The sequence below is a fragment of the Sedimentitalea sediminis genome (genome assembly GCF_042687825.1).
Taxonomy (GTDB): domain Bacteria; phylum Pseudomonadota; class Alphaproteobacteria; order Rhodobacterales; family Rhodobacteraceae; genus Sedimentitalea.
Genome location: NZ_JBHUQE010000009.1, coordinates 21,754 through 42,359 on the forward strand (window position 1 = coordinate 21,754; position 20,606 = coordinate 42,359).

Consider the following 20,606-nt stretch of genomic DNA (forward strand, 5'->3'; position numbering starts at 1 on the left):
CCTCTTTTCGGCGGCCTCGCAGTGCAGCCTTGTCGATCCGGGATAATAAACGTCAACAGGGGCGGGTCCAGCGTTGAATCACCAAAAGCTCAGATTGGCCCCCGGGCTGTATTTCGTCGCGACGCCGATCGGCACGGCCCGCGACATCACCCTGCGGGCGCTCGACGTGCTGGCCTCGGCGGACGTGATCGCCGCCGAGGACACCCGCAGCCTGCGCCACCTGATGGACATCCATGGGGTACCTCTGGCCGGTCGGCATGTGCTGGCCTATCACGATCACAGCGGTGGCAATGTGCGCGAACGCCTGCTGCAGGCGCTGGCGCAGGGCCAGTCGGTGGCCTATGCCTCGGAGGCAGGCATGCCGCTGATCGCCGATCCGGGATATGACCTGAGTCGCGCGGCCAGTGCGGCGGGGCATCTGGTCACCGCCGCGCCCGGCGCCTCGGCGGTGCTGACGGCGCTGACCCTGGGCGGGTTGCCAACGGATGCGTTCTTTTTCGCAGGCTTCCTGCCAAATGCCACGGCGGCGCGCCGGGCCCGGCTGGAGACACTGCGCGACGTGCCCGGCACGCTGGTCTTTTACGAATCGCCGAAACGGGTGGCGGCCAGCCTGGCGGACATGGCGGCGGTGCTGGGGGGCGACCGGCCGGCCGCCCTGTGCCGGGAACTGACCAAGAAATTCGAGGAGGTCCGGCGCAGCACGCTGGCGGAGCTGGCCGCGGACCTGCAGGCATCCGCAGTCAAGGGCGAGATCGTTCTGCTGGTGGATCGCGGCCATTCGCCTGCGGTTAACGAGTCCGACATAGACTCCGATCTCAGGACAGCGCTGCAGACGCATTCGGTGCGCGATGCCGCCGACCTGGTGTCGGGGATGCACGGCATCGCGCGGCGTAAGGTGTACCAGAGAGCTCTGAAACTGGCCAAGGGCTGACGCGGAGAGAGGGCAAGGATCATGGCAACCACCAGTGGCGGGCAGATGGCGCATCATTCCGGCGACGCCGCCGAACAGCGCATTGCCGAGGAGTATCTGCGGCGCGGCTATGTGGTAGACCGCCGGCGCTGGCGCGGCCCGGGCGGCGAAATCGACCTGATCGTGCGCCGGGCCGATCAGGTGGTCTTTGTCGAGGTCAAGAAAAGCCGCAGCATCGCCGGCGCCGCCGCCCGTGTCAGCCGCCGCCAGATGCAGCGCATCTGCGTTTCGGCGCAGCATTTTCTGGATGACGAACCCCGCGGCCAGTTGACCGAGGCTCGTTTCGACGTGGCGCTGATGGATGCCGCCGGAGGTTACGAAATCGTCGAAAACGCCTTTGGTCACGACTGATCGGCATTGATCCCGGCCCGGGCCTGCGCCATGTACGGGGGGCCGTGACAGGGGAAAACGCCATGAAGATCGCCTTTCAGATGGACCCGATCGGGGCCGTGGACATCAACGCGGACAGCTCGTTCCGCCTGGCCGAAGAGGCACAGGCGCGCGGCCATTCGCTGTTTTTCTACGGGCCGGATCAACTGGCCTATCAAGAGGGGCGGATCACGGCCCGCGGACATGACATGACAGTGCAGCGGGTGGCAGGGGACCCGGCAGTGCTGGGCGAGATGCGCGAGGTCGATCTGGGCGATTTCGATGTGGTCTGGCTGCGTCAGGACCCGCCTTTTGACATGCATTACATCACCTCGACCCATCTGCTGGACCGGCTGGCGCCGACAACCCTGGTGGTGAACGATCCGTTCTGGGTGCGCAACTATCCGGAAAAGCTGCTGGTGCTGGATTTTCCGGATCTGACGCCGCCGACCACGGTGGCGCGCGACCTGCAGACCATCAAGGCGTTCAAGGCGCGGCACGGCGACATCATATTGAAACCGCTCTATGGCAATGGCGGTGCCGGGGTGTTCCGGCTGGACGGCAATGACCGCAACCTGACCTCGCTGCACGAACTGTTCACCGGCTTTTCCCGCGAGCCGCTGATCGTGCAGAAATTCCTGCCCGATGTCAGCAATGGCGACAAGCGCATCATCCTGGTCGACGGCGAACCGGCGGGGGCGATCAACCGGGTGCCCGCCGAGGGCGAGACGCGATCCAACATGCATGTGGGCGGGCGGCCGGAAAAGATCGGTCTCAGCGACCGCGACCGCGAGATCTGCGCCCGTATCGGCCCGCTTTTGCGCGAAAAGGGCCAGGTCTTTGTCGGCATCGACGTGATCGGCGACTATCTGACCGAAATCAACGTGACCTCTCCGACCGGCATTCAGGAACTGGAACGCTTTGACGGCGTCAACATCGCCGAGCGCATCTGGCAGGCGATCGAGGCCCGGCGGGCCTGAAGGTCACGCTGCCGCGGTCAGGCGGAAACTCAGCGCCTCTGCCACATGCGGGCGGCGCACATCGTCACTGTGATCAAGATCGGCAATCGTGCGCGCCACCCGCAGCACCCGGTGATAGCCGCGCGCCGACAGCCCGAACCGCTCGGCGGCGCGGATCAGCAGGTCGCGGCCCTCGGCATCCGGCGTTGCGATCTCTTCCAGTTGCGCGCCTTCGGCATCGGCGTTCTGGCGCAGGCCGGGGGCGCCGCCGAACCGGTCGGACTGGACCTGTCGCGCCGTCGCGACGCGCCGGGCAACGGTGTCCGACGAATCGCCCGAGGCTGGCAGGTCGAGATCGGTAAAGGCCACCGGCGGCACCTCCAGACGCAGGTCGAACCGGTCCATCAGCGGGCCCGATATCCGCCCCATGTAATCCTCGCCACAGGCCGGCACCCGGGCGCAGGCGCGCGCCGGGTCGGTCAGATAGCCGCATTTGCACGGGTTGGCGGCGGCCACCAGCATGAACCGGCAGGGGTATTTCACATGCGCATTGGCGCGCGCGACCATCACTTCGCCGGTCTCGACCGGCTGGCGCAGGGTTTCCAAAACGGCGCGGCTGAATTCGGGGAACTCGTCCATGAACAGCACGCCGTTATGCGCCAGGCTGATTTCGCCGGGCCGGGCGTTGCGTCCGCCACCGACAATGGCGGCCATCGAGGCCGTATGATGCGGTTCTCGAAACGGGCGGCTGCGGTTGATCCCGCCTTCGTCCAGCAGACCGCACAGCGACTGGATCATCGAGGTTTCCAGCGCCTCGGGCGCCGTAAGGGGCGGCAGGATGCCGGGAATGCGCGCCGCCAGCATGGATTTCCCCGACCCCGGCGCGCCCACCAGCATCAGGTGGTGCCGCCCGGCGGCGGCGATCTCCAGCGCCCGTTTTGCGCGTTCCTGCCCCTTGACGTCGCGCAGGTCGCGATCGGGCGGCGGCGATTTCACCTCGCCGGGTTCGGCCGCCGCGATCGGGGCCTGTCCGGTGAAATGGCGCACCACCTCGGCCAGGCCGGGGGCGCCGATCACCTGCGCCGCCCCGACCCAGGCCGCTTCGGCGCCCGACGCCTGCGGGCAGAGCAGGCCGCGATCCTCCTGCGCGGCGGTCATCGCCGCGGGCAGGGCGCCCAGCACCGGCACCAGCGAGCCGTCCAGCGACAATTCGCCCAACGCGACGGTCCCTTCGGCGGCATCGGCGGGCACGATGTCCAGTGCCGCCAGCAGCGCCAGGGCGATGGGCAGGTCGAAATGGCTGCCTTCCTTGGGCAGATCGGCGGGCGAAAGGTTGATGGTGATGCGTTTGCTGGGCAGGGCGATGGCCATGGAACTGAGCGCGCTGCGGACCCGGTCGCGGGCCTCGGACACCGCCTTGTCGGGCAGCCCGACGATGGAAAAGGCCGGCAATCCGGGGGTAACCGCGCATTGCACCTCGACCAGGCGGGCATCGACCCCCTGAAACGCAACCGTATAGGACCGTGCAACCATCTGCCACCCCAACCCCGTAAACGACAGGTTAACCGCTATCGGATCCGTGGTTTAGAAACCGTTAACGCCCGGCATGCCCCACCGGGATCGCGTATGACCCGGCCGAGGGCATCTCAGGAACTGCCGGGCCAGGGCGCGGCCGGCAGGTCCAGGGCATAGGGTTCTGGATCATACGCGACAGCATGCGCGGCGCGGCTCCAGTCCTGCATGGCGGGATCGTTTACGAGGGCAGTGCAATATTGCCAGGCTTCGGCGCTGACCGGCAGGCCATAGCCGATGATCCGCGCCGCGACCGGCGTGAAAAACACCTCGGTCAGCGAATAGGCGCCAAAAAGCCAGGGTGTCGTGCTGCCCGACGTCCGGCGGGCATGCGCCCACAGGGTTTCAAGGCGCGCAAGATCGTCGCGCACGGCCGGTGATGGTGTAAAGCCTTTGTAGCATCGCTGCAGCTGCATCGGGCAATCGGTGCGCAGCGCGCCAAAGCCCGACGCCATCTCGGCGCAGAGGAAGCGCGCGGTGGCGCGCCGGGCGGCATCACCAGGCCAGAGGCCGGCCGTGGGATGACGTTCGGCCAGGGTCTCGGCGATGGCCAGGCTTTCGCCGATCACCGTGCCGTCGGGCAGCCGCACGGCCGGTACCAGCCGGGCCGGGGCCAGTGGGGCCATGTCGGCGGCCATCGTGCCGGTATACAGCCCGATCATATGCGTGCGGCAGGGGATTCCGAATTTTTCGAACATCAGCCAGCCACGCAGCGACCAGCTGGAATACATGCGGTCGCCGATAAAAAGATCATAGGTCATGCGCCAGACTAGGCAGGCCACGCGGTCCGGGTAAATCGACCATTTGTGCGGCCCCGCATCACGGTCGGTGATTGATGCGCGCCACCTGCCAGCCATGCGCATGATGGTGCAGTTCGGTCACCGACAGGTTGTCGATGCGATGGGCAAAGGCCTGGTTCGCACCCACACGCAGCGCCCGCTGCACCTGGCTGAGGATCACCCCGAAATGGGCAACGACGATCAGATCCCGCCCGGCATGGTCCGCGATCAGCGTATCTATGGCGCCGTCGACCCGGGCGCAGACCTGATGCCAGCTTTCGCCATTGGGCGGACGCACGTCGCCGGGATGCTCCCAATAGGCGCGGATGCGCTCGGGGTCTTCGGCCTCGATCTCGGCATGGTTGCGCAATTCCCAATCCCCGAAATGGATTTCACGCAGGGTCGCAAGATGCGGCAGGCGCCGGCGATCGCCTTGGATCGCGTCGGCGGTGGCAGAGGCGCGCGACAGGTCGGAAGACACGACCGTGGCCGGGCGCGGCAGATGTGCCGACAACCGCGCCAGCGCTTCCGTGTCGCTCAGATCCGCCGGCAGGTCGGACCAGCCGACCATGGTCTTGGCATGGGTGGGGCCATGGCGCACCAGATGCAGCCGGGTCACGGCAATTGCCCTTTCAGCGCCCGGGGCAGGCCGGCGACGACCTGCACGACCAGATCGGCCCGTGCCGCCAGCGCGATGTTCAGCCGGCCCTGGGCCTCGCGGAAATCGCGCGCGACGGCATTGTCGGGCACGATGCCCTGGCCGACCTCGTTGCTGACCACGATCACCTGTGCCGGGCAGTCGCGCAATGCCTGCAGCAGGGCCGCCTGTGCGCGGTCCAGATCGGCCTCGGCCAGCATCTGGTTGCTCAGCCACATGGTGGCGCAGTCCAGCAGGCAGACCTGATGCGCCGCAAGCGTCGCCAGCGCGGCGGGCAGGTTCAGCGGTGCCTCAAGCGTCATCCAGTCAGTGCCGCGCCGGCCGATGTGGCGGTCGATCTTGCGGCGCATCTCGGCATCAAGCGCCTGCGCCGTGGCCAGGTAGACGCGCGGCTTGCCGCAGTCGACGGCCAGGGCCTCGGCATAGTCCGACTTGCCCGAGGCGGCGCCACCGAGAACCAAGGTGATTCCAGGATGCACGTTTATGTTACCCTTGATTGATCCGATTTCCGATATCCTGCGTAACCGTCATGAAAGCGCAAGACAAGCGACGCATACCGGGCTGGATTATGGGGGAAACGGATGGCACTGGACGCACTCAACGACATGTCTCTGACACGCCGCGCGATGCGCGCCGAAATGCTGGATGCCGAAACCGAATTACGGCTGGCCTATGCCTGGCGCGATCAGCGTGACGAGGCGGCGCTGCACCGGCTGATCACGGCCTATATGCGGCTGGCGATCTCGATGGCTGCCAAGTTCCGGCGCTATGGTGCGCCGATGAACGATCTGATCCAAGAGGCCGGATTGGGACTGATGAAGGCGGCGGACAAGTTCGACCCGGACCGGGGCGTGCGGTTTTCAACCTATGCGGTCTGGTGGATCAAGGCGTCGATCCAGGAATATGTCATGCGCAACTGGTCGATGGTGCGAACCGGTTCGACCTCGGCCCAGAAATCGCTGTTCTTCAACATGCGCCGGGTCCAGGCGCGGCTCGAGCGCGAGGCCGCGGCGTCAGGCGAGCCGCTGGACGGCGAGCAACTGCGCCAACTGATCTCGACCGAGATCGGTGTGCCCTTGCGCGATGTCGAAATGATGGAAGGACGGCTGTCGGGCTCGGATTTCTCGTTGAACGCCAAGCAATCGACCGAGGACGAGGGGCGCGAATGGATCGACGCACTGGAGGATGACGGGCAGCAGGCCGCCGAACTGGTCGAACAGCGCCACGATACCCGTCAGTTGCGCGATTGGCTGCTGGCGGCGATGCAGGCGCTTAGCGAGCGGGAACGGTTCATCGTGCGCGAGCGGAAACTACGCGACCGGCCGCGCACGCTGGAAAGCCTGGGGGCCGAGCTGGGTCTGTCCAAAGAACGCGTCCGGCAACTGGAGGCGGCCGCCTTTCAGAAAATGCGCAAGCACCTTGAAACCCAGTCGCGCGAGGTGCAACACTTTCTTGCATGAATAGATTGATTGCTCTTGTTTGTGCCGGCTGCGCGCTTGTGGCCGCCCCCTTGCGGGCGACCGATCTGTCACCCGACCTTTTGGCACGCATGGCCGCAGCCGATGTGGTCATTCTGGGTGAGGTGCATGACAACCCCGACCACCACCGGATACAGGGCGACATTCTGACGAGCCTGCAGCCCAGGGCGGTGGTCTGGGAGATGCTGACCAGCGTCGAGGCGAGGCGGATCAAGGCAAAGCTGGTGCATGACCCGGAAAAGCTGGAACAGGTTCTGGAATGGGCGAAATCCGGCTGGCCGGCCTTTTCCATGTATCACCAGATTTTCGCCGCCGCCCCCGACGCCCGGATCTATGGCGGCGAAGTGCCCCGCGAGGCCGCCTTCACGGTGATCGAGGCCGGACCCGCGGTCGCCTTTGGCGCGGATGCGGCCCGCTATGGGCTGACCGTGCCTCTGCCCGAGGCTGAACAGGCCGACCGCGAGGCCTTGCAGCTTGCCGCGCATTGCGACGCCATTCCGGCCGACCGGCTGGCTGCCATGGTCGGCATCCAGCGTTTGCGGGACGCGGTGATGGCGCGCGAAGTCATTGCGGCCATGGCGGACACAGGGGGGCCGGTGGCGGTCATCACCGGCAATGGTCACGCCCGGCGCGATGGCGGCATTCCGGTCTATCTGGATCGGGTGCAGCCGGGTTTGCGGGTCTTCGTGCTGGGCCAATCCGAAGCGGGCGGGATCTCGGGCGTGTTCGATGCGGTTCTGGACAGTCCGGCCGTTCCGCGCGACGACCCCTGTGCCGCCTTCGCGGGCACGAACTGACAGGAAGCCGGCAATGCTGCGATAAGCTCTGGCAGATCGCCGCCGGTCCGCTTATGGTCGGGGCGGTCTGGATGAAGGATGTGCTAAATGCTGGCCTGCAAACGCATATTGCTGATCATTGGCGGCGGCATCGCGGCTTATAAATGCCTGGAACTGATCCGCAGGCTGCAGGATCGCGGCGCCACGGTGACTCCGGTTCTGACCGCCGCGGGGGCCGAGTTCGTGACACCGCTGGCGGTGTCCGGGTTGGCCGGGCAAAAGGTGTTTTGCGATCTTTTCGATCTGGGGGACGAGGCCGAGATGGGCCATATCCAGTTGTCGCGCAGCGCCGACCTGGTGGTTGTGGCGCCGGCCACGGCCGACCTGATGGCCAAGATGGCGGGCGGGCTGGCCAATGATCTGGCCTCGACGCTGCTGATGGCGACCGATACGCCGGTGCTGATCGCCCCGGCGATGAATGTGCGCATGTGGCAGCACGCGGCGACACAGCGCAATCTGGCGCAGTTGCGGGCGGATGGGATCAGGGTTGTCGGCCCCAACGAGGGCAGCATGGCCTGCGGCGAATTCGGACCCGGGCGCATGGCCGAACCGATGGAAATCCTGGCTGCGATCGAAACCGCGCTGTCGGATGGGCCGTTGCGCGGCCGGCGCGTGCTGGTCACTTCGGGGCCGACTCATGAACCGATCGATCCGGTGCGCTATATCGCCAACCGCTCGTCCGGTGCGCAGGGCACGGCCCTGGCACGCGCCCTGGCGGCGCTGGGCGCCGAGGTGGTGTTCGTCACCGGGCCTGCGGATGTGCCGCCGCCAGCGGGTGTACAGGTGGTCAGGGTCGAGACCGCGCAGCAGATGGCAGAGGCGGTGGACGCGGCCTTGCCGGTGGATGCCGGTGTCTTTGCCGCGGCGGTGGCCGATTGGCGGGTGGCCAGCGCCAGCGACCGCAAGCTGAAAAAGACAAAGGACGGTCTGCCGGCTTTGCAGTTCGCCGAAAACCCCGACATCCTGGCCGGCGTGGCGCAGCGCAAACAGGGCCGTCCGGAACTGGTGGTCGGGTTCGCCGCGGAAACCAACGACGTGCTGGAAAACGCCACCGCCAAACGGGCGCGCAAGGGCTGTGACTGGATCGTGGCCAACGATGTCAGCCCGGCGACCGGGATCATGGGCGGCAGCGAAAACGCCGTGGTGCTGATCACCGCCGAGGGGGCGGAAACCTGGCCACGCATGGACAAATCGGCGGTGGCGCAGCAGTTGGCGGCGCGCATTGCGGCGGCGTTGGCGCCCTGATTTTTATGCCTCCGGCGGGGATATTTGGAGCAAGAGGAAACAGCCGTGCAACAGGTCTCGATCAGGGTGACTTACGAGGAGGGGGCGGATCGCGCGGTGGCGCTGCCGGCCTATGAGACCGCCGGGGCGGCGGGGGCGGATCTGCGGGCCAACCTGCCGGATCGCGGCGTGATGATGCTGGCGCCGGGTTCGCGGGCGCTGGTGCCCACCGGGCTGCGCATTGCGATCCCTGATGGCTTTGAGGCGCAGATCCGGCCGCGCTCGGGGCTGGCACTGAAACATGGGATTACCCTGCCCAATGCGCCGGGGACCATCGACAGCGATTATCGTGGACCGCTGGGTGTCATCGTGATGAATGCCGGCGACGCGGATTTTGCCATTCGTCATGGCGACCGTATCGCGCAATTGGTGGTGGCCCCCGTGCTGCAGGCGCGGTTCGATCCGGTCGAGACCCTGGACAGCACCCAGCGTGGCGTCGGCGGGTTCGGCTCGACCGGGCAGGGCTGATGCTGCTGGTTCTGTTTCTTGCGGCATTGTTGTGGGGCTTTGGCGCGCTGCTGGGCGTTCCGCGCCGGTCCCGCCTGATCCTGGTCGGGCTGCTGTTTCTGGTGGTGTTGCTGGTCCAGCTGCTGTTGCCGGACGGCCACCCGATCCGTGACGCGACCGGGCAGTCGCCGGCGTTGTGGCTGATGCTGGGCGGGTTTGGCGCCATTGCCGCAGTGTATGGCCGGCTGGTCCTCGGGCTGCGCCGACGCGCCGATACACGACGCCCCGAAGCGACGATCGCGGCAAGACCATCCGGCGCTTTCAGCGAGACCGAACTGGACCGGTATGCCCGCCATATCGTGCTGCGCGAAATCGGCGGACCGGGGCAGAAACGCATGAAACAGGCTCGGGTCCTGGTGATCGGCGCCGGCGGGCTGGGGGCTCCGGCGCTGCAATACCTGGCCGCCGCCGGCATCGGCACCATCGGAGTCATCGACGACGATGTCGTCGAGAACGCGAACCTGCAGCGCCAGGTCATTCATCGCGACGCGGATATCGGCATGCCAAAGGTGTTTTCCGCGCAGCAGGCGATGCTGGCGCAGAACCCGGCCATCGAGGTGCGCCCCTACCAACGGCGCCTGAGCGCGGATATCGCTGCCGAGCTGTTTGCCGACTATGATCTGATCCTGGATGGCAGCGACAATTTCGACACGCGATATCTGTCCAATGCCACGGCCGTGGCGGCCGGAAAACCGTTGGTTTCGGGGGCACTGTCGCAATGGGAAGGGCAGCTGAGCGTGTTCGACCCGACCCATTCCGGTCCGTGCTATCAATGCATTTTCCCCGAACCACCCGCACCGGGGCTGGCGCCGTCCTGTGCCGAGGCCGGCGTGGTCGGCCCCTTGCCCGGTGTCATTGGCGCGATGATGGCGGTCGAGGCCGTCAAGCTGGCGACCGATGCGGGAACTGTTCTGCGCGGCCAGATGCTGATCTATGACGCTCTGTATGGCGAAACCCGGACAATCAGGTTGAAACCACGCGGCGATTGCCCGATCTGTGGCGGGGCCGGGTGCCGAACCGATGCATCTTTGGCCTGAACCGAAAAGGAAATCGCGATGGCAAACCCGATCCTGTCCGACTGGACGACTCCGTTTCAAATCGCCCCGTTTCCGGCCATATCGGACGATGATTTCGCCCCGGCGCTGGACACTGCCTTGGCGGCGCACCGGGCCGAGATCGACGCGATTGCAACCTGCCCGGAACCACCGAGCTTTGCCAATACGGTCGAGGCGCTGGAGGCGTCCGGGGCCGATCTGGACAAGGTGCTATCGGTGTTCTTTACGGTGGCCGGGGCTGACAGCAACCCGACACGACAGGCATTGCAGCGCGACTTCTCGCCCCGCCTGGCGGCGCATTATTCCGAAATTTCCGCCAACAAGGCGCTGTTTCGCCGGCTGGCCGCGCTGTGGGACAGCCGGGACGAGTTGACCCTGACCGAGGAACAGCAGCGGGTGCTGATGCTGACCCATCGCGGATTTGTCCGCGCCGGCGCCGCGCTGACCGGGGCGGCGGAAACCCGGATGAAGGCGGTCAAGGGCCGCCTTGCGACATTGGGCACAAAATTCACCCAGAACCTGCTGGCGGACGAGCGCGACTGGCATATGGCGCTGGCCGAGGACGACCTGCAGGGCCTGCCGCAATTCGTGATCGATGCCGCGCGCGCCGCCGGACGGGACAGGGGGGCCGAGGGGCCCGTGGTCACCCTGTCGCGCTCGCTGATCGTGCCGTTCCTGCAGTTTTCACCGCGCCGCGATCTGCGCGAACGGGCCTATCGGGCCTGGGCGACGCGCGGCGCCAATGGCGGAGAGACCGACAACCGGGCCATTGCCGCCGAGATCCTGAGCCTGCGGCAGGAACGGGCCGAGTTGCTGGGCTATGACTGTTTTGCCGTTTACAAGCTGGAAACCGAGATGGCGCGCACACCGGACAAGGTGCGCGATCTGCTGATGGCGGTCTGGGCACCAGCCAAGGCCCGAGCGCTGGCCGATGCCGAAATCCTGACGCGGATGATGCAGGCGGACGGGGTGAACGGGCCGCTGGAAGCCTGGGACTGGCGCTATTACGCGGAGAAACGGAGGCGCGCAGAGCACGATCTGGATGAGTCCGAACTGAAACCCTATCTGCAGCTGGAGCGGATGCTCGAGGCGGCTTTTGCCTGTGCTGGACGGCTGTTCGGTCTGAGCTTTGCGCCGCTGGACGTGCCGCTTTACCATGGTGATTGCCGGGCCTGGGAAGTCACCCGTGACGGCGCCCATGTGGCCGTGTTCATCGGCGATTATTTCGCCCGCGGCAGCAAGCGTTCGGGCGCCTGGTGTTCGGCGATGCGCAGCCAGGCGAAATTCCCGCAGGCGCAGACACCGGTGGTGATCAATGTCTGCAATTTCGCCAAGGGCGATCCGGCGCTGCTGTCTTATGACGACGCGCGCACGCTGTTTCACGAATTCGGCCATGCGCTGCATCACATGCTGTCCGACGTGACCTATGAAAGCATTTCCGGCACCTCGGTGGCGCGCGATTTCGTCGAACTGCCCAGCCAGCTTTTCGAACATTGGCTGGAAGTGCCCGAGGTGCTGGGCGCGTTCGCCACCCATGCCGAAACCGGCGCGCCGATGCCGGGCGCATTGCTGGACAAGGTGCTGAAGGCGGCGAATTTCGACATGGGATTCCAGACCGTGGAATATGTCGCTTCGGCGCTGGTGGACCTGGCCTTTCACCGGGGGGCGGCGCCGGCCGACCCGATGGCCCGTCAGGCCGAGATACTGGCCGAACTGGGGATGCCGCACGCCATCGGCATGCGGCACGCGACGCCGCATTTCGCACATGTCTTTGCCGGTGACGGGTATTCCAGCGGATATTACAGCTATATGTGGTCCGAGGTGATGGATGCGGATGCTTTTGCCGCGTTTCAGGAGGCCGGCGGAGCGTTTGACGCCGAACGCGCCCAGGCTCTGGAGGAGCATATCCTGTCCGCCGGCGGAAGCCGGGAACCGGATGTGCTGTACACCGCGTTCAGGGGCCGTCTTCCGGGGGTCGAGGCCCTGTTGAAAGGGCGGGGACTGGCGGCCGGTTAGATCGCGTGTGTCGATTGCCATGATCCGGCACGTCCGGCAGAAAGGGGTCCGATCATGACCGCCAGACCACAGGTTCGAGAAACGACGCCGCAGGATATCGCGGAAATTCTCAAGCTGTATCCGCAGGCTTTTCCGGACGAAGACTTGCGGCCCGTCGTTGCGGCACTTCTGGCCGAGCGCAGGGGCGTTCTGTCCCTGGCAGGGTTTGACGGCGACGACCTGATGGCGCATGTCCTGTTCAGCCGCTGCGCAACCGGGGATGGGAACATGGCGGGTGCGCTTCTCGGTCCCCTGGCCGTGGCGCCGGTTCATCAGCGGCAAGGCATCGGGTCGGCGCTTGTCCGCGCCGGCTTTGGGCATCTGGAAAAGGCGGGTGTCCGTCAGGTCTTTGTGCTGGGCGATCCGTCCTATTATGCACGCTTTGGATTTTCGCGCGAAGCGCGGGTGACCGCACCCTATCCAATGCCCGAGGAATGGGCGGGGGCGTGGCAATCGGTTGTCCTGGCCGGGTGCGCGCCGTTGGAGGAGGGGTCGCTTCGCTTGCCGACGCCCTGGATGGAGCCGGCCCTGTGGTCGCCCTGAACAGGCGCCTGCGGTTTTAATACCCCAGTGTGCGATCCACCAGGTGCAGCAGCGGTTCGCCCGCCTCGCCCCGCCGGATGTTTTCGGCGATGACCTGGCTGGCCGTGCTTTCCCGCGTTGCCGAGGCGATATGCGGGGTTACGGTGACGCGGGGATGCGCCCAATAGGGGTGATCCGCCGGCAGCGGCTCGGTGCGGAACACATCCAGCGTGGCGTGACCGACCTGACCGCTGTCCAGTGCGGCCAGCAGGGCGGTGTCATCGATCAGGGCACCGCGCCCCGGGTTGATCACCACCGCGCCACGCGGCAACAGAGCCAGCGTGTCGGCGTTGATGATGCCGCGTGTGATCGGCGTGTCCGGCAGCAGCAGGATCAGGATGCCGGCCCGGGCCAGCGCCGGTTCCAGCCCGTCGGCGCCATGATGGGTGGTCACGGCGGCCAGGTGCCGGGGGCTGCGGCTCCAGCCGGCGACGGCAAAGCCCAGATGCGCCAGTGTCGTGGCACAGGCCTGTCCCAACTTGCCCAGCCCCAGCACGGTCACCGGCCGGTCCTGTGCCAGCGGCGGGACATCGGGGCGCCACACACCGTCCTGTCCCAGAATATGCGCATCCAGGCCCAGATGGTGGCGCAGCACGTGGCCCGTCACCCATTCCACCATGCCCTGGGTCAGCCCGTCATCGACCATGCGGGTCAGGGGCACGCGCAGTGTCGGGTTGCCCACCACATCCTCGATCCCGGCCCACAGGCTCAGCACCGCCCTAAGCCGCCGGTAGGGGGTGAAATCCTGCACCGTGCTGTTGGGGGCGTAGACGATGTAATCCACCTGCTCGGGCGGAAAATCGGTGCGCAGGTCAAACCGCAGACCGGTGGCGTGCAACGCCTCTGGCAACACCTCGCGATAGCTCTGCCAGCTTTCCGGACGGGCGGCGAACAGGATGTTCACGGTCATCGGATCAATAGCCCTGCTGACGCGGGCGGTGGATATGCGCGCTGTGCACCAGACCAAAGGCGAGCAGCAGCACCAGCATTGCCGAACCGCCATAGCTGACCATCGGCAGGGGCACGCCCACCACCGGCGCCAGCCCCATCACCATCGACATGTTGACCGCGAAGAACAGGAAAAAGTTGATCGCCACACCCAGCGTCACCAGCGAAGAAAACCGGTCGCGGGTGGCCAGCGCCGTGGCGACGCAAAAGACGATGATCAGCGTATAGAGCGACAACAGGGAAAAGCCGCCGACGAACCCGAATTCCTCGGCCAGGGTGGTAAAGATGAAATCGGTGTGTTTCTCGGGCAGAAAGTTCAGCCGCGACTGGGTGCCCTGCATAAACCCGCGCCCGGTCCAGCCGCCCGACCCCAGCGCGATCTTGGACTGGGTGATGTGATAGCCCGCCCCCAGGGGATCGCTGGACGGGTCCAGAAACGTGTCGATGCGGCGATACTGATAATCTTTCAGCAACTGCCAGTCGGTGCCCCGGCTCTGGAAAACCGCCGTGATCAGGCCGATCCCCGCAGCGATCACGGCGGCGAAATAGGCCCAGTGCACACCGGCCACGAACATCAGCCCGCCGCCCGCCGTGATCAGCAGGATCGACGTGCCCAGATCGGGCTGGCGCAGCACCAGAAAGGTCGGAAACAGGATCATCACGACCGGGATCAGCACCCAGAACGGATGCGAGTTGCGCTTGGCCGGCAGCCAGTCGTAATAGGCCGCCAGCAGCATCACCAGGGTGATCTTCATCAATTCGCTGGGCTGCAGCCGCATGAACCCCAGGTCGATCCAGCGCTGCGCCCCCATGCCGACGGTGCCCATCACCTCGACCAGGATCAGCAGCACCACCGCCAGCGCATAGGCCACAACGGCCATGTTGCGCCAGAACCAGATCGGCACCATCGCCACCACCGTCATCGCCACCAGCCCCAGAACGAAACGCTTGATCTGCGGTTCTGCCCAGGGGGTGAACGAGCCGCCGGCCACGGAGTAGAGCATCAGGAACCCGACGCTGGAGACGCTGATCAGCAACAGCGTCAGCGGCCAGTTCATGTGCAGCAGCTTGCGGAAGCCCGCTGGCGTCGATTTGACGTTATGTTCAAGATAGCTCATGCGCGGTCGCTCTTGGGGGCGGCCAGATCCGGGTATTCCCGGTGCAGCCGTTCCTGCTGGGCCTCGATCTTGCCGCGGTCGCCCTTTGGATAGGCGGTCAGCGGCGGCGTGCCTTCGTAGAGCGCCTGCAGCATCACGTCGCGCGCGATCGGCGCCGCCGCGGTCGAACCGCCGCCGCCATGTTCGACCACGACCGACACGGCGTATTTCGGATTGTCATAGGGCGCGAAGCAGACGAACAGCGCGTGGTCCCGGCGTTCCCAGGGCAGGTCGCGGTTATGGATCACCCCGGCGGCGCGCTCGGCCTTGGTGATGTTGCGCACCTGACTGGTGCCGGTCTTGCCGGCCATGCGAAAGCCGTCTTCGATGATACGGCTGCGATAGGCGGTGCCGCGCCGGTTGTTGCTGACGTCATACATGCCGCGGCGGACCTGCCGCAGATGGTTCTCGTTCAGGCCCAGGCTCTCGCCGGCGCCGCTGGGCTGTTCCACCCCGTTGATCGATTTCACCAGGCGCGGGGTGACTGCCCGGCCGGTGGCGATGCGCGCCGACATCACCGCCAGCTGCAGCGGCGAGGCCAGCATATAGCCCTGACCGATGGACGAGTTGGCGGTGTCGCCGACGCGCCAGACATCGTTGTGCACCCGTTCCTTCCAGGCCCGGTTCGGCGCCAGGCCCTCGGCGACCGCCGACATCGGCAAATCGTGGCGCACGCCCAGCCCGAGGCGTTTCGCCATCTCCGAAATCCGGTCGATGCCGACCTTGATCGCCACGTCATAGTAGTAGACGTCACAGCTGCGCTTGAGCGAGGCGTTCAGATCGACATGGCCATGGCCGCCGCGTTTCCAGCAGTGAAAGCGCCGACCCGAAACCTCCAGATATCCGGGGCACCAGACCGTGTCGCCGGCGCTGATCAGTCCGGCTTCGAGCGCGGCCAGCCCGGTCACCATCTTGAAGGTCGAGCCGGGCGGATAGGTGCCCTGGACCGTCTTGTTGGCCAGCGGGCGATAGGGGTCGTTGGTCAGCCCGCGGTAATCGGCGACCGAGATGCCGCGTACGAACAGGTTGGGGTCGAAACTGGGGGACGAGCAGATCGCCCGCAAGTCGCCCGTCTGGCAGTCGATCACCACTGCGGCGGCACTTTCGCGGCCCAGACGCGCCTGCACATAGCCTTGCAGATCGGCGTCGACCGACAATTGCAGATCGGCGCCTGACTGGCCCTCGCGCCGATCCAGTTCGCGCATGACGCGCCCGGTGGCATTGACCTCGACCCGCTTGGCGCCGGCCTTGCCGCGCAGCACGTCCTCGCGTTTCGCCTCCAGCCCGACCTTGCCGATCTGGAACCGGGGGATCCGCAGCACCGGCTCGGGGTCGGTGATCTGGCTGAGATCGTAATCGCTGACCGGGCCGACATAGCCGACCACATGCGCCAGATCGGCGCGGCGCGGATAGACCCGGGTCAGGCCGACCTCGGGGGTGATGCCCGGCAGGGCCGGGGCGTTGACCGCAACCTTGCTGATCTCGTCCCAGGTGACCCGGTCGGCCAGGGTGATCGGCAGAAAGGGCGGGCTGCGGCGCATTTCGGTCATCGCCCGGTTCAGGTCTTCTTCGTCCAGTTCGACCAGCCGCGACAGGTCGGCGATCACCTTGTCCACGTCGCCGGCATCCTCGCGGACGATGACGATGCGGTAGCTGGGCGAATTGCGGGCCACGATCTTGCCGTTGCGGTCGAACAGCTCGCCCCGCGCTGGTGGGATCAGGCGGATATTGATGCGGTTTTCTTCGGCCAGCAGGCGGAACTGGTCGGCCTGATCGACCTGCATGTACCGCATCCGCATCCCCAGCGCCCCGGCAAAGGCCAGCTGCGCGCCACCCAGCAGCAAGGTGCGCCGGCGCATCAGGCGATGGGAGGCATCCAGCTCCTTCGGGCTGCGTCTCATCCGCGGGCCCCCATGACATCAGCATCCCCGGGCGCCGGACGGCGCACGCCCATGACCGATTGGGTGACAAAGACCACCAGCGGATAGACCGCGATGGTCAGGATCATCTGGATCACGTTCAGTATGACCGGCGCCTGATCAACCAGGGTGAGGTTCAGAATAAGACGGTACAACAGCGTCATTGCCAGGATGACAAAGCTCACGGAAATCCATTCGCCGACAAAGCTGGCCTCGCTCAGCCCGGCGGTGCGGTTCTTGAGGTATTCACTGCCCAGCACGGCAAGCAGCGCCAGCAGGCCCGGCGGGCGCAGGAACAGCAGATCGGCCATCAGCATCACGGCGGCCAGGCTGAGGGCCGGCACAAAGTCGGGGCGGCGCATGATCCAGGCAAAGGCAAAGGCGATCAGCAGATCGGGCGGCGCCCAATTGCGCGGCACGGTTTCCAGCGGGATCAGGTGAAAGAACATGATCAGCAGCGCCAGCGCCAGAAACCACAGGCGCATGGCCCAGATATGCGGCAGCGAGAACTTATCCATCCGCGCCTCCGGCCGGCAGGGAGGGGCCGATCAACCGGTCCCGGGCGACCAGGCCGCCCGGATCGTCGATGGCTTCGGCGCCGTGATGGCGCATCACGCGCAGGTATTCCAGCCGCGCGTAATCCGCCGCCAGACGCACCCGAAGCCGGCCCGAGGGGTCCGCGGCGACCTGACCGATCAGCAGGCCGGCGGGAAACACGCCGCCATCGCCCGAGCTGACCACCCGGTCGCCGGGGCGCACAAGGTCCGGGTTCTCCAGAAAATCCACGATCGGCGCGGCCGAGTTGTCGCCTGCCACCAGGGCCGACTGACCCGATGGCTGGATCAGCGCCGGTACCGAGCTGGCCGGGTCTGTCAGCAGGATCACCCGCGCGGTGGTCTGGCCGGTGCCCGAGATGCGCCCCACCAGGCCGATTCCGTCCATGGCCGCCCAGCCGTCGACGATGCCGTCGCGTGCGCCCACATTCAGCAGCACCGACTGCCGGAACGGCGAACCGGAGTCCGCCATCACCACGCCGGTGACATAGGTCAGGCGCGGGTCCAGGCGCACATGGTTCAGGTCCAGCAGCCGGGCGTTTTCCTGTTCCAGCTGCAGCGCCGCCTCTTTCCAGGCCTGCATCTGGCGCAGTTCGCTGCGTAATTCGCGGTTCTGCTGGGCCAGCCGCTGATAGCTCTGGAAATCGCGGATCAGGTTTATCGTGCCGGTGACCGGGGCCATGGCCCAGCTCATGCCGGGCACCACCTTGTCGACGATCTGGGCGCGAAACCGTTCGACCCGCGGGCTGTCGATGCGCCAGATCAGGAACATCGCCAGCAGGCACAGACAGATCACCCCCAGCAGCAGGCGCCGCAAGGGGGCGGCGTATTCATCGCGCTGTGATCGGTCCTTGGCCAATGGTTACCCTTTTGACACACCGGTGGCAGCGGTTCTGGATGCCGCGCAGGGTGCGCGTCTTAACTGTCGTAGTCAATCGCGTGGCGCAGTTGTTTTTCGTATTCCAACGCCTTGCCGGTGCCCAGGGCGACGCAGTTCAGCGATTCGTCCGCAATCGACACGGCCAGGCCGGTCTGCTCGCGCAGGGCCAGATCGAGATCCCCCAGCAGCGCCCCGCCGCCGGTCAGCATGACGCCGCGATCGACGATGTCGGCCGCCAGGTCCGGCGGCGTGGTTTCCAGCGCGGTCATCACCGCTTCGCAGATCTGCTGTACCGGTTCGGCCAGCGCCTCGGCAACCTGGGCCTGGCTGATCTCCAGTTCCTTGGGCACGCCGTTCAACAGATCGCGGCCGCGAATCTGCATCGAGGCGCCGCGCCCGTCATCGGGCATGCGGGCGCTGCCGATGCTGGTCTTGATGCGCTCGGCGGTGCTTTCGCCGATCAGCAGGTTCTGCTGCCGGCGCAGATACGAGATGATCGCCTCGTCCATGCGGTCGCCACCGACGCGGATCGAGCGGGCATAGACGATGTCGCCCAGGCTGAGTACGGCGACTTCGGTGGTGCCGCCGCCGATATCCACGACCATGTTGCCGGTCGGATCGGTGATCGGCATGCCGGCGCCGATGGCGGCGGCGATGGGCTCGGCGATCAACCCGGCCTTGCGCGCACCGGCGGACAGCACCGACTGGCGGATCGCGCGTTTTTCCACCGGCGTCGCACCATGGGGCACACAGACGATGATCTTGGGCTTAGAAAAGGTCGAGCGTTTATGCACCTTGCGGATAAAGTGCTTGATCATCTCTTCAGCGGTGTCGAAATCGGCGATGACGCCCTCGCGCATCGGCCGGATCGCTTCGATCGACCCGGGCGTGCGGCCCAGCATCAGCTTGGCGTCCTCGCCCACGGCCAGCACTTTTTTCACGCCGTCCTTGACGTGATAGGCGACCACCGACGGTTCGCTCAGGATGATCCCGCGTCCCTTGACATAGACCAGCGTATTGGCCGTGCCGAGATCGATCGCCATGTCCGATGCAAAGATACCGCCTAGATTTCCGAAGATCGACATGTGAGGGGTCCTGTAGATACTGCCATTGGCCCGCGACTCGTAGCAGAGGCAGGCCGGGCATGTTATATGCTTGGGCAGGCATGGGTGAAAGGTCCGATTGCGCCCGGGTCAGCGCAATTTCGCCGGGCTGTTGCGGCGCTTCCCCACCACTGCCCGTCGCCCGGTTCATGCCGCGAATGTGATGTCCGGGCACCGCAGCGCCCGGCAAGCTTGGGTGTAGAGCCGGCAAGTTTCGCTTTGGTGCCGGCCGCAATGGCCATAGACTGTGGAATGACCGCCAACCGCGCCCGGTCATGCGGGCCATGGTGGATACCACGATGACCGGCCGTCCTGACACGGTCGACCGAAACGGGAGGAAACGATGAGATCTGCAGTGATCGGCGCCCTTGCGGCGCTGGCGGTGGTATGTGCCGCAACCGTGTCGGCGGCTCCGCTCAAGCTGAAACCGGCCAATCCGCAGCCCAGCGGGGTCAAAAGCGGGCTGAACGTGAGCTACAAGGTGGAACAGCAAAAGATAAAGTCGTTGCAGGACGCGCGGGCGTTTATCAAGCGAAATCCCAAGCGCGGCAAGCCGCTGGCGGGGCTGGACTACCGGGACACCAACGAGGGCGATCCGGTCCTGACATCGAATGCGTCCTATTACGTGATCGCCAACATCACCGGCTATATCCGGTTCGACGCGCCCGGCGTCTATGACATCGAGTTCTACACGAATGACGGTCTGGACGCCCGGATCGGCGGTCAGAGGGTCGGATATTTCGATGGGCGCCAGCCCTGCGAAGGCACAGTGGTGACCCAGGCCCAGGTGCCGGCGGCGGGCTGGTACGACTTCAAGGCGCTCTATTACCAGAATCTCGGAACGTCCTGCCTGATGATGAAGATGGGACCCGCAGGCCAGAAACGAAAATGGGTGTCCAACAGCGCCTTTGGCCGCTGAGGACGGACGGCACGGTAGCCAT

At 66.0% G+C, this 20,606-nt stretch carries 21 protein-coding genes; 11 read left to right on the plus strand and 10 right to left on the minus strand.

All coding sequences use genetic code 11. The annotated features are described in order from the left end of the window. Positions 1-73: 73 nt before the first annotated feature. The 3 genes from rsmI to gshB all read left to right on the plus strand — a co-directional run bounded on the left by rsmI (position 74) and on the right by gshB (position 2,319). A complete protein-coding gene (gene rsmI / locus ACFMPD_RS09320; protein ID WP_380993526.1) occupies positions 74-931 on the plus strand; it encodes a 16S rRNA (cytidine(1402)-2'-O)-methyltransferase in 858 nt (285 codons plus the stop codon). 21 nt (positions 932-952) lie between these two features. Beyond that, positions 953-1,321 (plus strand): YraN family protein, encoded by a 369-nt coding sequence (locus ACFMPD_RS09325; protein WP_380993527.1) that lies wholly within the window; start codon positions 953-955, stop codon positions 1,319-1,321. Between the two features lie 62 nt (positions 1,322-1,383). Next, complete coding sequence (gshB, locus tag ACFMPD_RS09330) at positions 1,384-2,319, plus strand: glutathione synthase (RefSeq protein ID WP_380993528.1); 936 nt, start codon at positions 1,384-1,386, stop codon at positions 2,317-2,319. A 3-nt stretch (positions 2,320-2,322) separates the two neighbouring features. Here gshB and ACFMPD_RS09335 read toward each other — a convergent pair whose 3' ends face one another. The 4 genes from ACFMPD_RS09335 to cobU form a co-directional block, all read right to left on the minus strand. Further along, positions 2,323-3,831, minus strand: a complete 1,509-nt coding sequence (locus tag ACFMPD_RS09335) for a YifB family Mg chelatase-like AAA ATPase (RefSeq protein WP_380993529.1) — start codon at positions 3,829-3,831, stop codon at positions 2,323-2,325. Between the two features lie 113 nt (positions 3,832-3,944). Further along, positions 3,945-4,631 (minus strand): glutathione S-transferase, encoded by a 687-nt coding sequence (locus ACFMPD_RS09340; protein WP_380993530.1) that lies wholly within the window; start codon positions 4,629-4,631, stop codon positions 3,945-3,947. Positions 4,632-4,689: 58 nt separating this feature from the next. Next, positions 4,690-5,268 (minus strand): histidine phosphatase family protein, encoded by a 579-nt coding sequence (locus tag ACFMPD_RS09345; RefSeq protein ID WP_380993531.1) that lies wholly within the window; start codon positions 5,266-5,268, stop codon positions 4,690-4,692. After that, positions 5,265-5,786, minus strand: a complete 522-nt coding sequence (gene cobU, locus ACFMPD_RS09350; protein WP_380993532.1) for a bifunctional adenosylcobinamide kinase/adenosylcobinamide-phosphate guanylyltransferase — start codon at positions 5,784-5,786, stop codon at positions 5,265-5,267. Before cobU ends, ACFMPD_RS09345 begins: the two co-directional genes overlap by 4 nt. Before the next feature lie 102 nt (positions 5,787-5,888). Here cobU and ACFMPD_RS09355 point away from each other — a divergent pair, with 102 nt between their 5' ends. The 7 genes from ACFMPD_RS09355 (at position 5,889) to ACFMPD_RS09385 (ending at position 13,065) form a co-directional block, all read left to right on the plus strand. Further along, positions 5,889-6,767 (plus strand): RNA polymerase factor sigma-32, encoded by an 879-nt coding sequence (locus ACFMPD_RS09355; RefSeq protein ID WP_380993533.1) that lies wholly within the window; start codon positions 5,889-5,891, stop codon positions 6,765-6,767. Further along, positions 6,764-7,582 carry a ChaN family lipoprotein gene (locus tag ACFMPD_RS09360; RefSeq protein WP_380993534.1) on the plus strand — a complete coding sequence of 273 codons (819 nt, stop codon included), beginning with the start codon at positions 6,764-6,766 and terminating at the stop codon, positions 7,580-7,582. The genes ACFMPD_RS09355 and ACFMPD_RS09360 overlap by 4 nt, the downstream gene beginning before the upstream one ends. A gap of 87 nt (positions 7,583-7,669) precedes the next feature. Next, on the plus strand, positions 7,670-8,866 hold the full coding sequence (coaBC, locus tag ACFMPD_RS09365) for a bifunctional phosphopantothenoylcysteine decarboxylase/phosphopantothenate--cysteine ligase CoaBC (RefSeq protein WP_380993535.1): 1,197 nt from the start codon (positions 7,670-7,672) through the stop codon (positions 8,864-8,866). Positions 8,867-8,911: 45 nt separating this feature from the next. After that, on the plus strand, positions 8,912-9,373 hold the full coding sequence (gene dut / locus ACFMPD_RS09370) for a dUTP diphosphatase (protein ID WP_380993536.1): 462 nt from the start codon (positions 8,912-8,914) through the stop codon (positions 9,371-9,373). Beyond that, entirely contained in the window at positions 9,373-10,449 is a 1,077-nt protein-coding gene (locus ACFMPD_RS09375) for a HesA/MoeB/ThiF family protein (protein ID WP_380993538.1), read from the plus strand. The genes dut and ACFMPD_RS09375 overlap by 1 nt, the downstream gene beginning before the upstream one ends. An 18-nt stretch (positions 10,450-10,467) precedes the next feature. Then, the gene (locus ACFMPD_RS09380) at positions 10,468-12,483 is read left to right on the plus strand and encodes a M3 family metallopeptidase (protein WP_380993540.1); all 2,016 of its coding nucleotides are present in this window, start codon (positions 10,468-10,470) and stop codon (positions 12,481-12,483) included. A gap of 54 nt (positions 12,484-12,537) precedes the next feature. After that, positions 12,538-13,065, plus strand: coding sequence for a GNAT family N-acetyltransferase (locus ACFMPD_RS09385; RefSeq protein ID WP_380993541.1), 528 nt, complete (start codon positions 12,538-12,540; stop codon positions 13,063-13,065). 16 nt (positions 13,066-13,081) lie between these two features. On the opposite strand, the gene ACFMPD_RS09390 is transcribed toward ACFMPD_RS09385, so the two are convergent. Genes ACFMPD_RS09390 through ACFMPD_RS09415 form a run of 6 tightly spaced genes read right to left on the minus strand, consistent with a single transcriptional unit; the run spans position 13,082 to position 19,647 of the window. Continuing rightward, positions 13,082-14,014, minus strand: coding sequence for a 2-hydroxyacid dehydrogenase (locus ACFMPD_RS09390; protein ID WP_380993543.1), 933 nt, complete (start codon positions 14,012-14,014; stop codon positions 13,082-13,084). A 4-nt stretch (positions 14,015-14,018) separates the two neighbouring features. After that, positions 14,019-15,170 (minus strand): rod shape-determining protein RodA, encoded by a 1,152-nt coding sequence (gene rodA / locus ACFMPD_RS09395; protein WP_380993544.1) that lies wholly within the window; start codon positions 15,168-15,170, stop codon positions 14,019-14,021. Then, complete coding sequence (gene mrdA / locus ACFMPD_RS09400; RefSeq protein ID WP_380993545.1) at positions 15,167-17,110, minus strand: penicillin-binding protein 2; 1,944 nt, start codon at positions 17,108-17,110, stop codon at positions 15,167-15,169. Before mrdA ends, rodA begins: the two co-directional genes overlap by 4 nt. Then, complete coding sequence (locus ACFMPD_RS09405) at positions 17,107-17,646, minus strand: rod shape-determining protein MreD (protein WP_380993546.1); 540 nt, start codon at positions 17,644-17,646, stop codon at positions 17,107-17,109. Before ACFMPD_RS09405 ends, mrdA begins: the two co-directional genes overlap by 4 nt. Beyond that, positions 17,639-18,541 (minus strand): rod shape-determining protein MreC, encoded by a 903-nt coding sequence (mreC, locus tag ACFMPD_RS09410; RefSeq protein ID WP_380993547.1) that lies wholly within the window; start codon positions 18,539-18,541, stop codon positions 17,639-17,641. Before mreC ends, ACFMPD_RS09405 begins: the two co-directional genes overlap by 8 nt. Positions 18,542-18,600: 59 nt before the next feature. Beyond that, the gene (locus ACFMPD_RS09415; RefSeq protein WP_380993549.1) at positions 18,601-19,647 is read right to left on the minus strand and encodes a rod shape-determining protein; all 1,047 of its coding nucleotides are present in this window, start codon (positions 19,645-19,647) and stop codon (positions 18,601-18,603) included. A 361-nt stretch (positions 19,648-20,008) separates the two neighbouring features. Here ACFMPD_RS09415 and ACFMPD_RS09420 point away from each other — a divergent pair, with 361 nt between their 5' ends. After that, complete coding sequence (locus ACFMPD_RS09420; protein WP_380993550.1) at positions 20,009-20,584, plus strand: hypothetical protein; 576 nt, start codon at positions 20,009-20,011, stop codon at positions 20,582-20,584. Positions 20,585-20,606 lie beyond the last annotated feature (22 nt).

Coding starts and splice junctions, on each gene's coding strand:
- ACFMPD_RS09325 (WP_380993527.1), top strand. CDS start 953: ATGGCAACCACCAGTGGCGGGCAGATGGCGCATCATTCCGGCGACGCC.
- gshB (WP_380993528.1), top strand. CDS start 1,384: ATGAAGATCGCCTTTCAGATGGACCCGATCGGGGCCGTGGACATCAAC.
- ACFMPD_RS09335 (WP_380993529.1), bottom strand. CDS start 3,831: ATGGTTGCACGGTCCTATACGGTTGCGTTTCAGGGGGTCGATGCCCGC.
- ACFMPD_RS09340 (WP_380993530.1), bottom strand. CDS start 4,631: ATGACCTATGATCTTTTTATCGGCGACCGCATGTATTCCAGCTGGTCG.
- ACFMPD_RS09355 (WP_380993533.1), top strand. CDS start 5,889: ATGGCACTGGACGCACTCAACGACATGTCTCTGACACGCCGCGCGATG.
- ACFMPD_RS09360 (WP_380993534.1), top strand. CDS start 6,764: ATGAATAGATTGATTGCTCTTGTTTGTGCCGGCTGCGCGCTTGTGGCC.
- coaBC (WP_380993535.1), top strand. CDS start 7,670: ATGCTGGCCTGCAAACGCATATTGCTGATCATTGGCGGCGGCATCGCG.
- ACFMPD_RS09375 (WP_380993538.1), top strand. CDS start 9,373: ATGCTGCTGGTTCTGTTTCTTGCGGCATTGTTGTGGGGCTTTGGCGCG.
- ACFMPD_RS09380 (WP_380993540.1), top strand. CDS start 10,468: ATGGCAAACCCGATCCTGTCCGACTGGACGACTCCGTTTCAAATCGCC.
- ACFMPD_RS09385 (WP_380993541.1), top strand. CDS start 12,538: ATGACCGCCAGACCACAGGTTCGAGAAACGACGCCGCAGGATATCGCG.
- ACFMPD_RS09390 (WP_380993543.1), bottom strand. CDS start 14,014: ATGACCGTGAACATCCTGTTCGCCGCCCGTCCGGAAAGCTGGCAGAGC.
- rodA (WP_380993544.1), bottom strand. CDS start 15,170: ATGAGCTATCTTGAACATAACGTCAAATCGACGCCAGCGGGCTTCCGC.
- mrdA (WP_380993545.1), bottom strand. CDS start 17,110: ATGAGACGCAGCCCGAAGGAGCTGGATGCCTCCCATCGCCTGATGCGC.
- ACFMPD_RS09405 (WP_380993546.1), bottom strand. CDS start 17,646: ATGGATAAGTTCTCGCTGCCGCATATCTGGGCCATGCGCCTGTGGTTT.
- ACFMPD_RS09415 (WP_380993549.1), bottom strand. CDS start 19,647: ATGTCGATCTTCGGAAATCTAGGCGGTATCTTTGCATCGGACATGGCG.
- ACFMPD_RS09420 (WP_380993550.1), top strand. CDS start 20,009: ATGAGATCTGCAGTGATCGGCGCCCTTGCGGCGCTGGCGGTGGTATGT.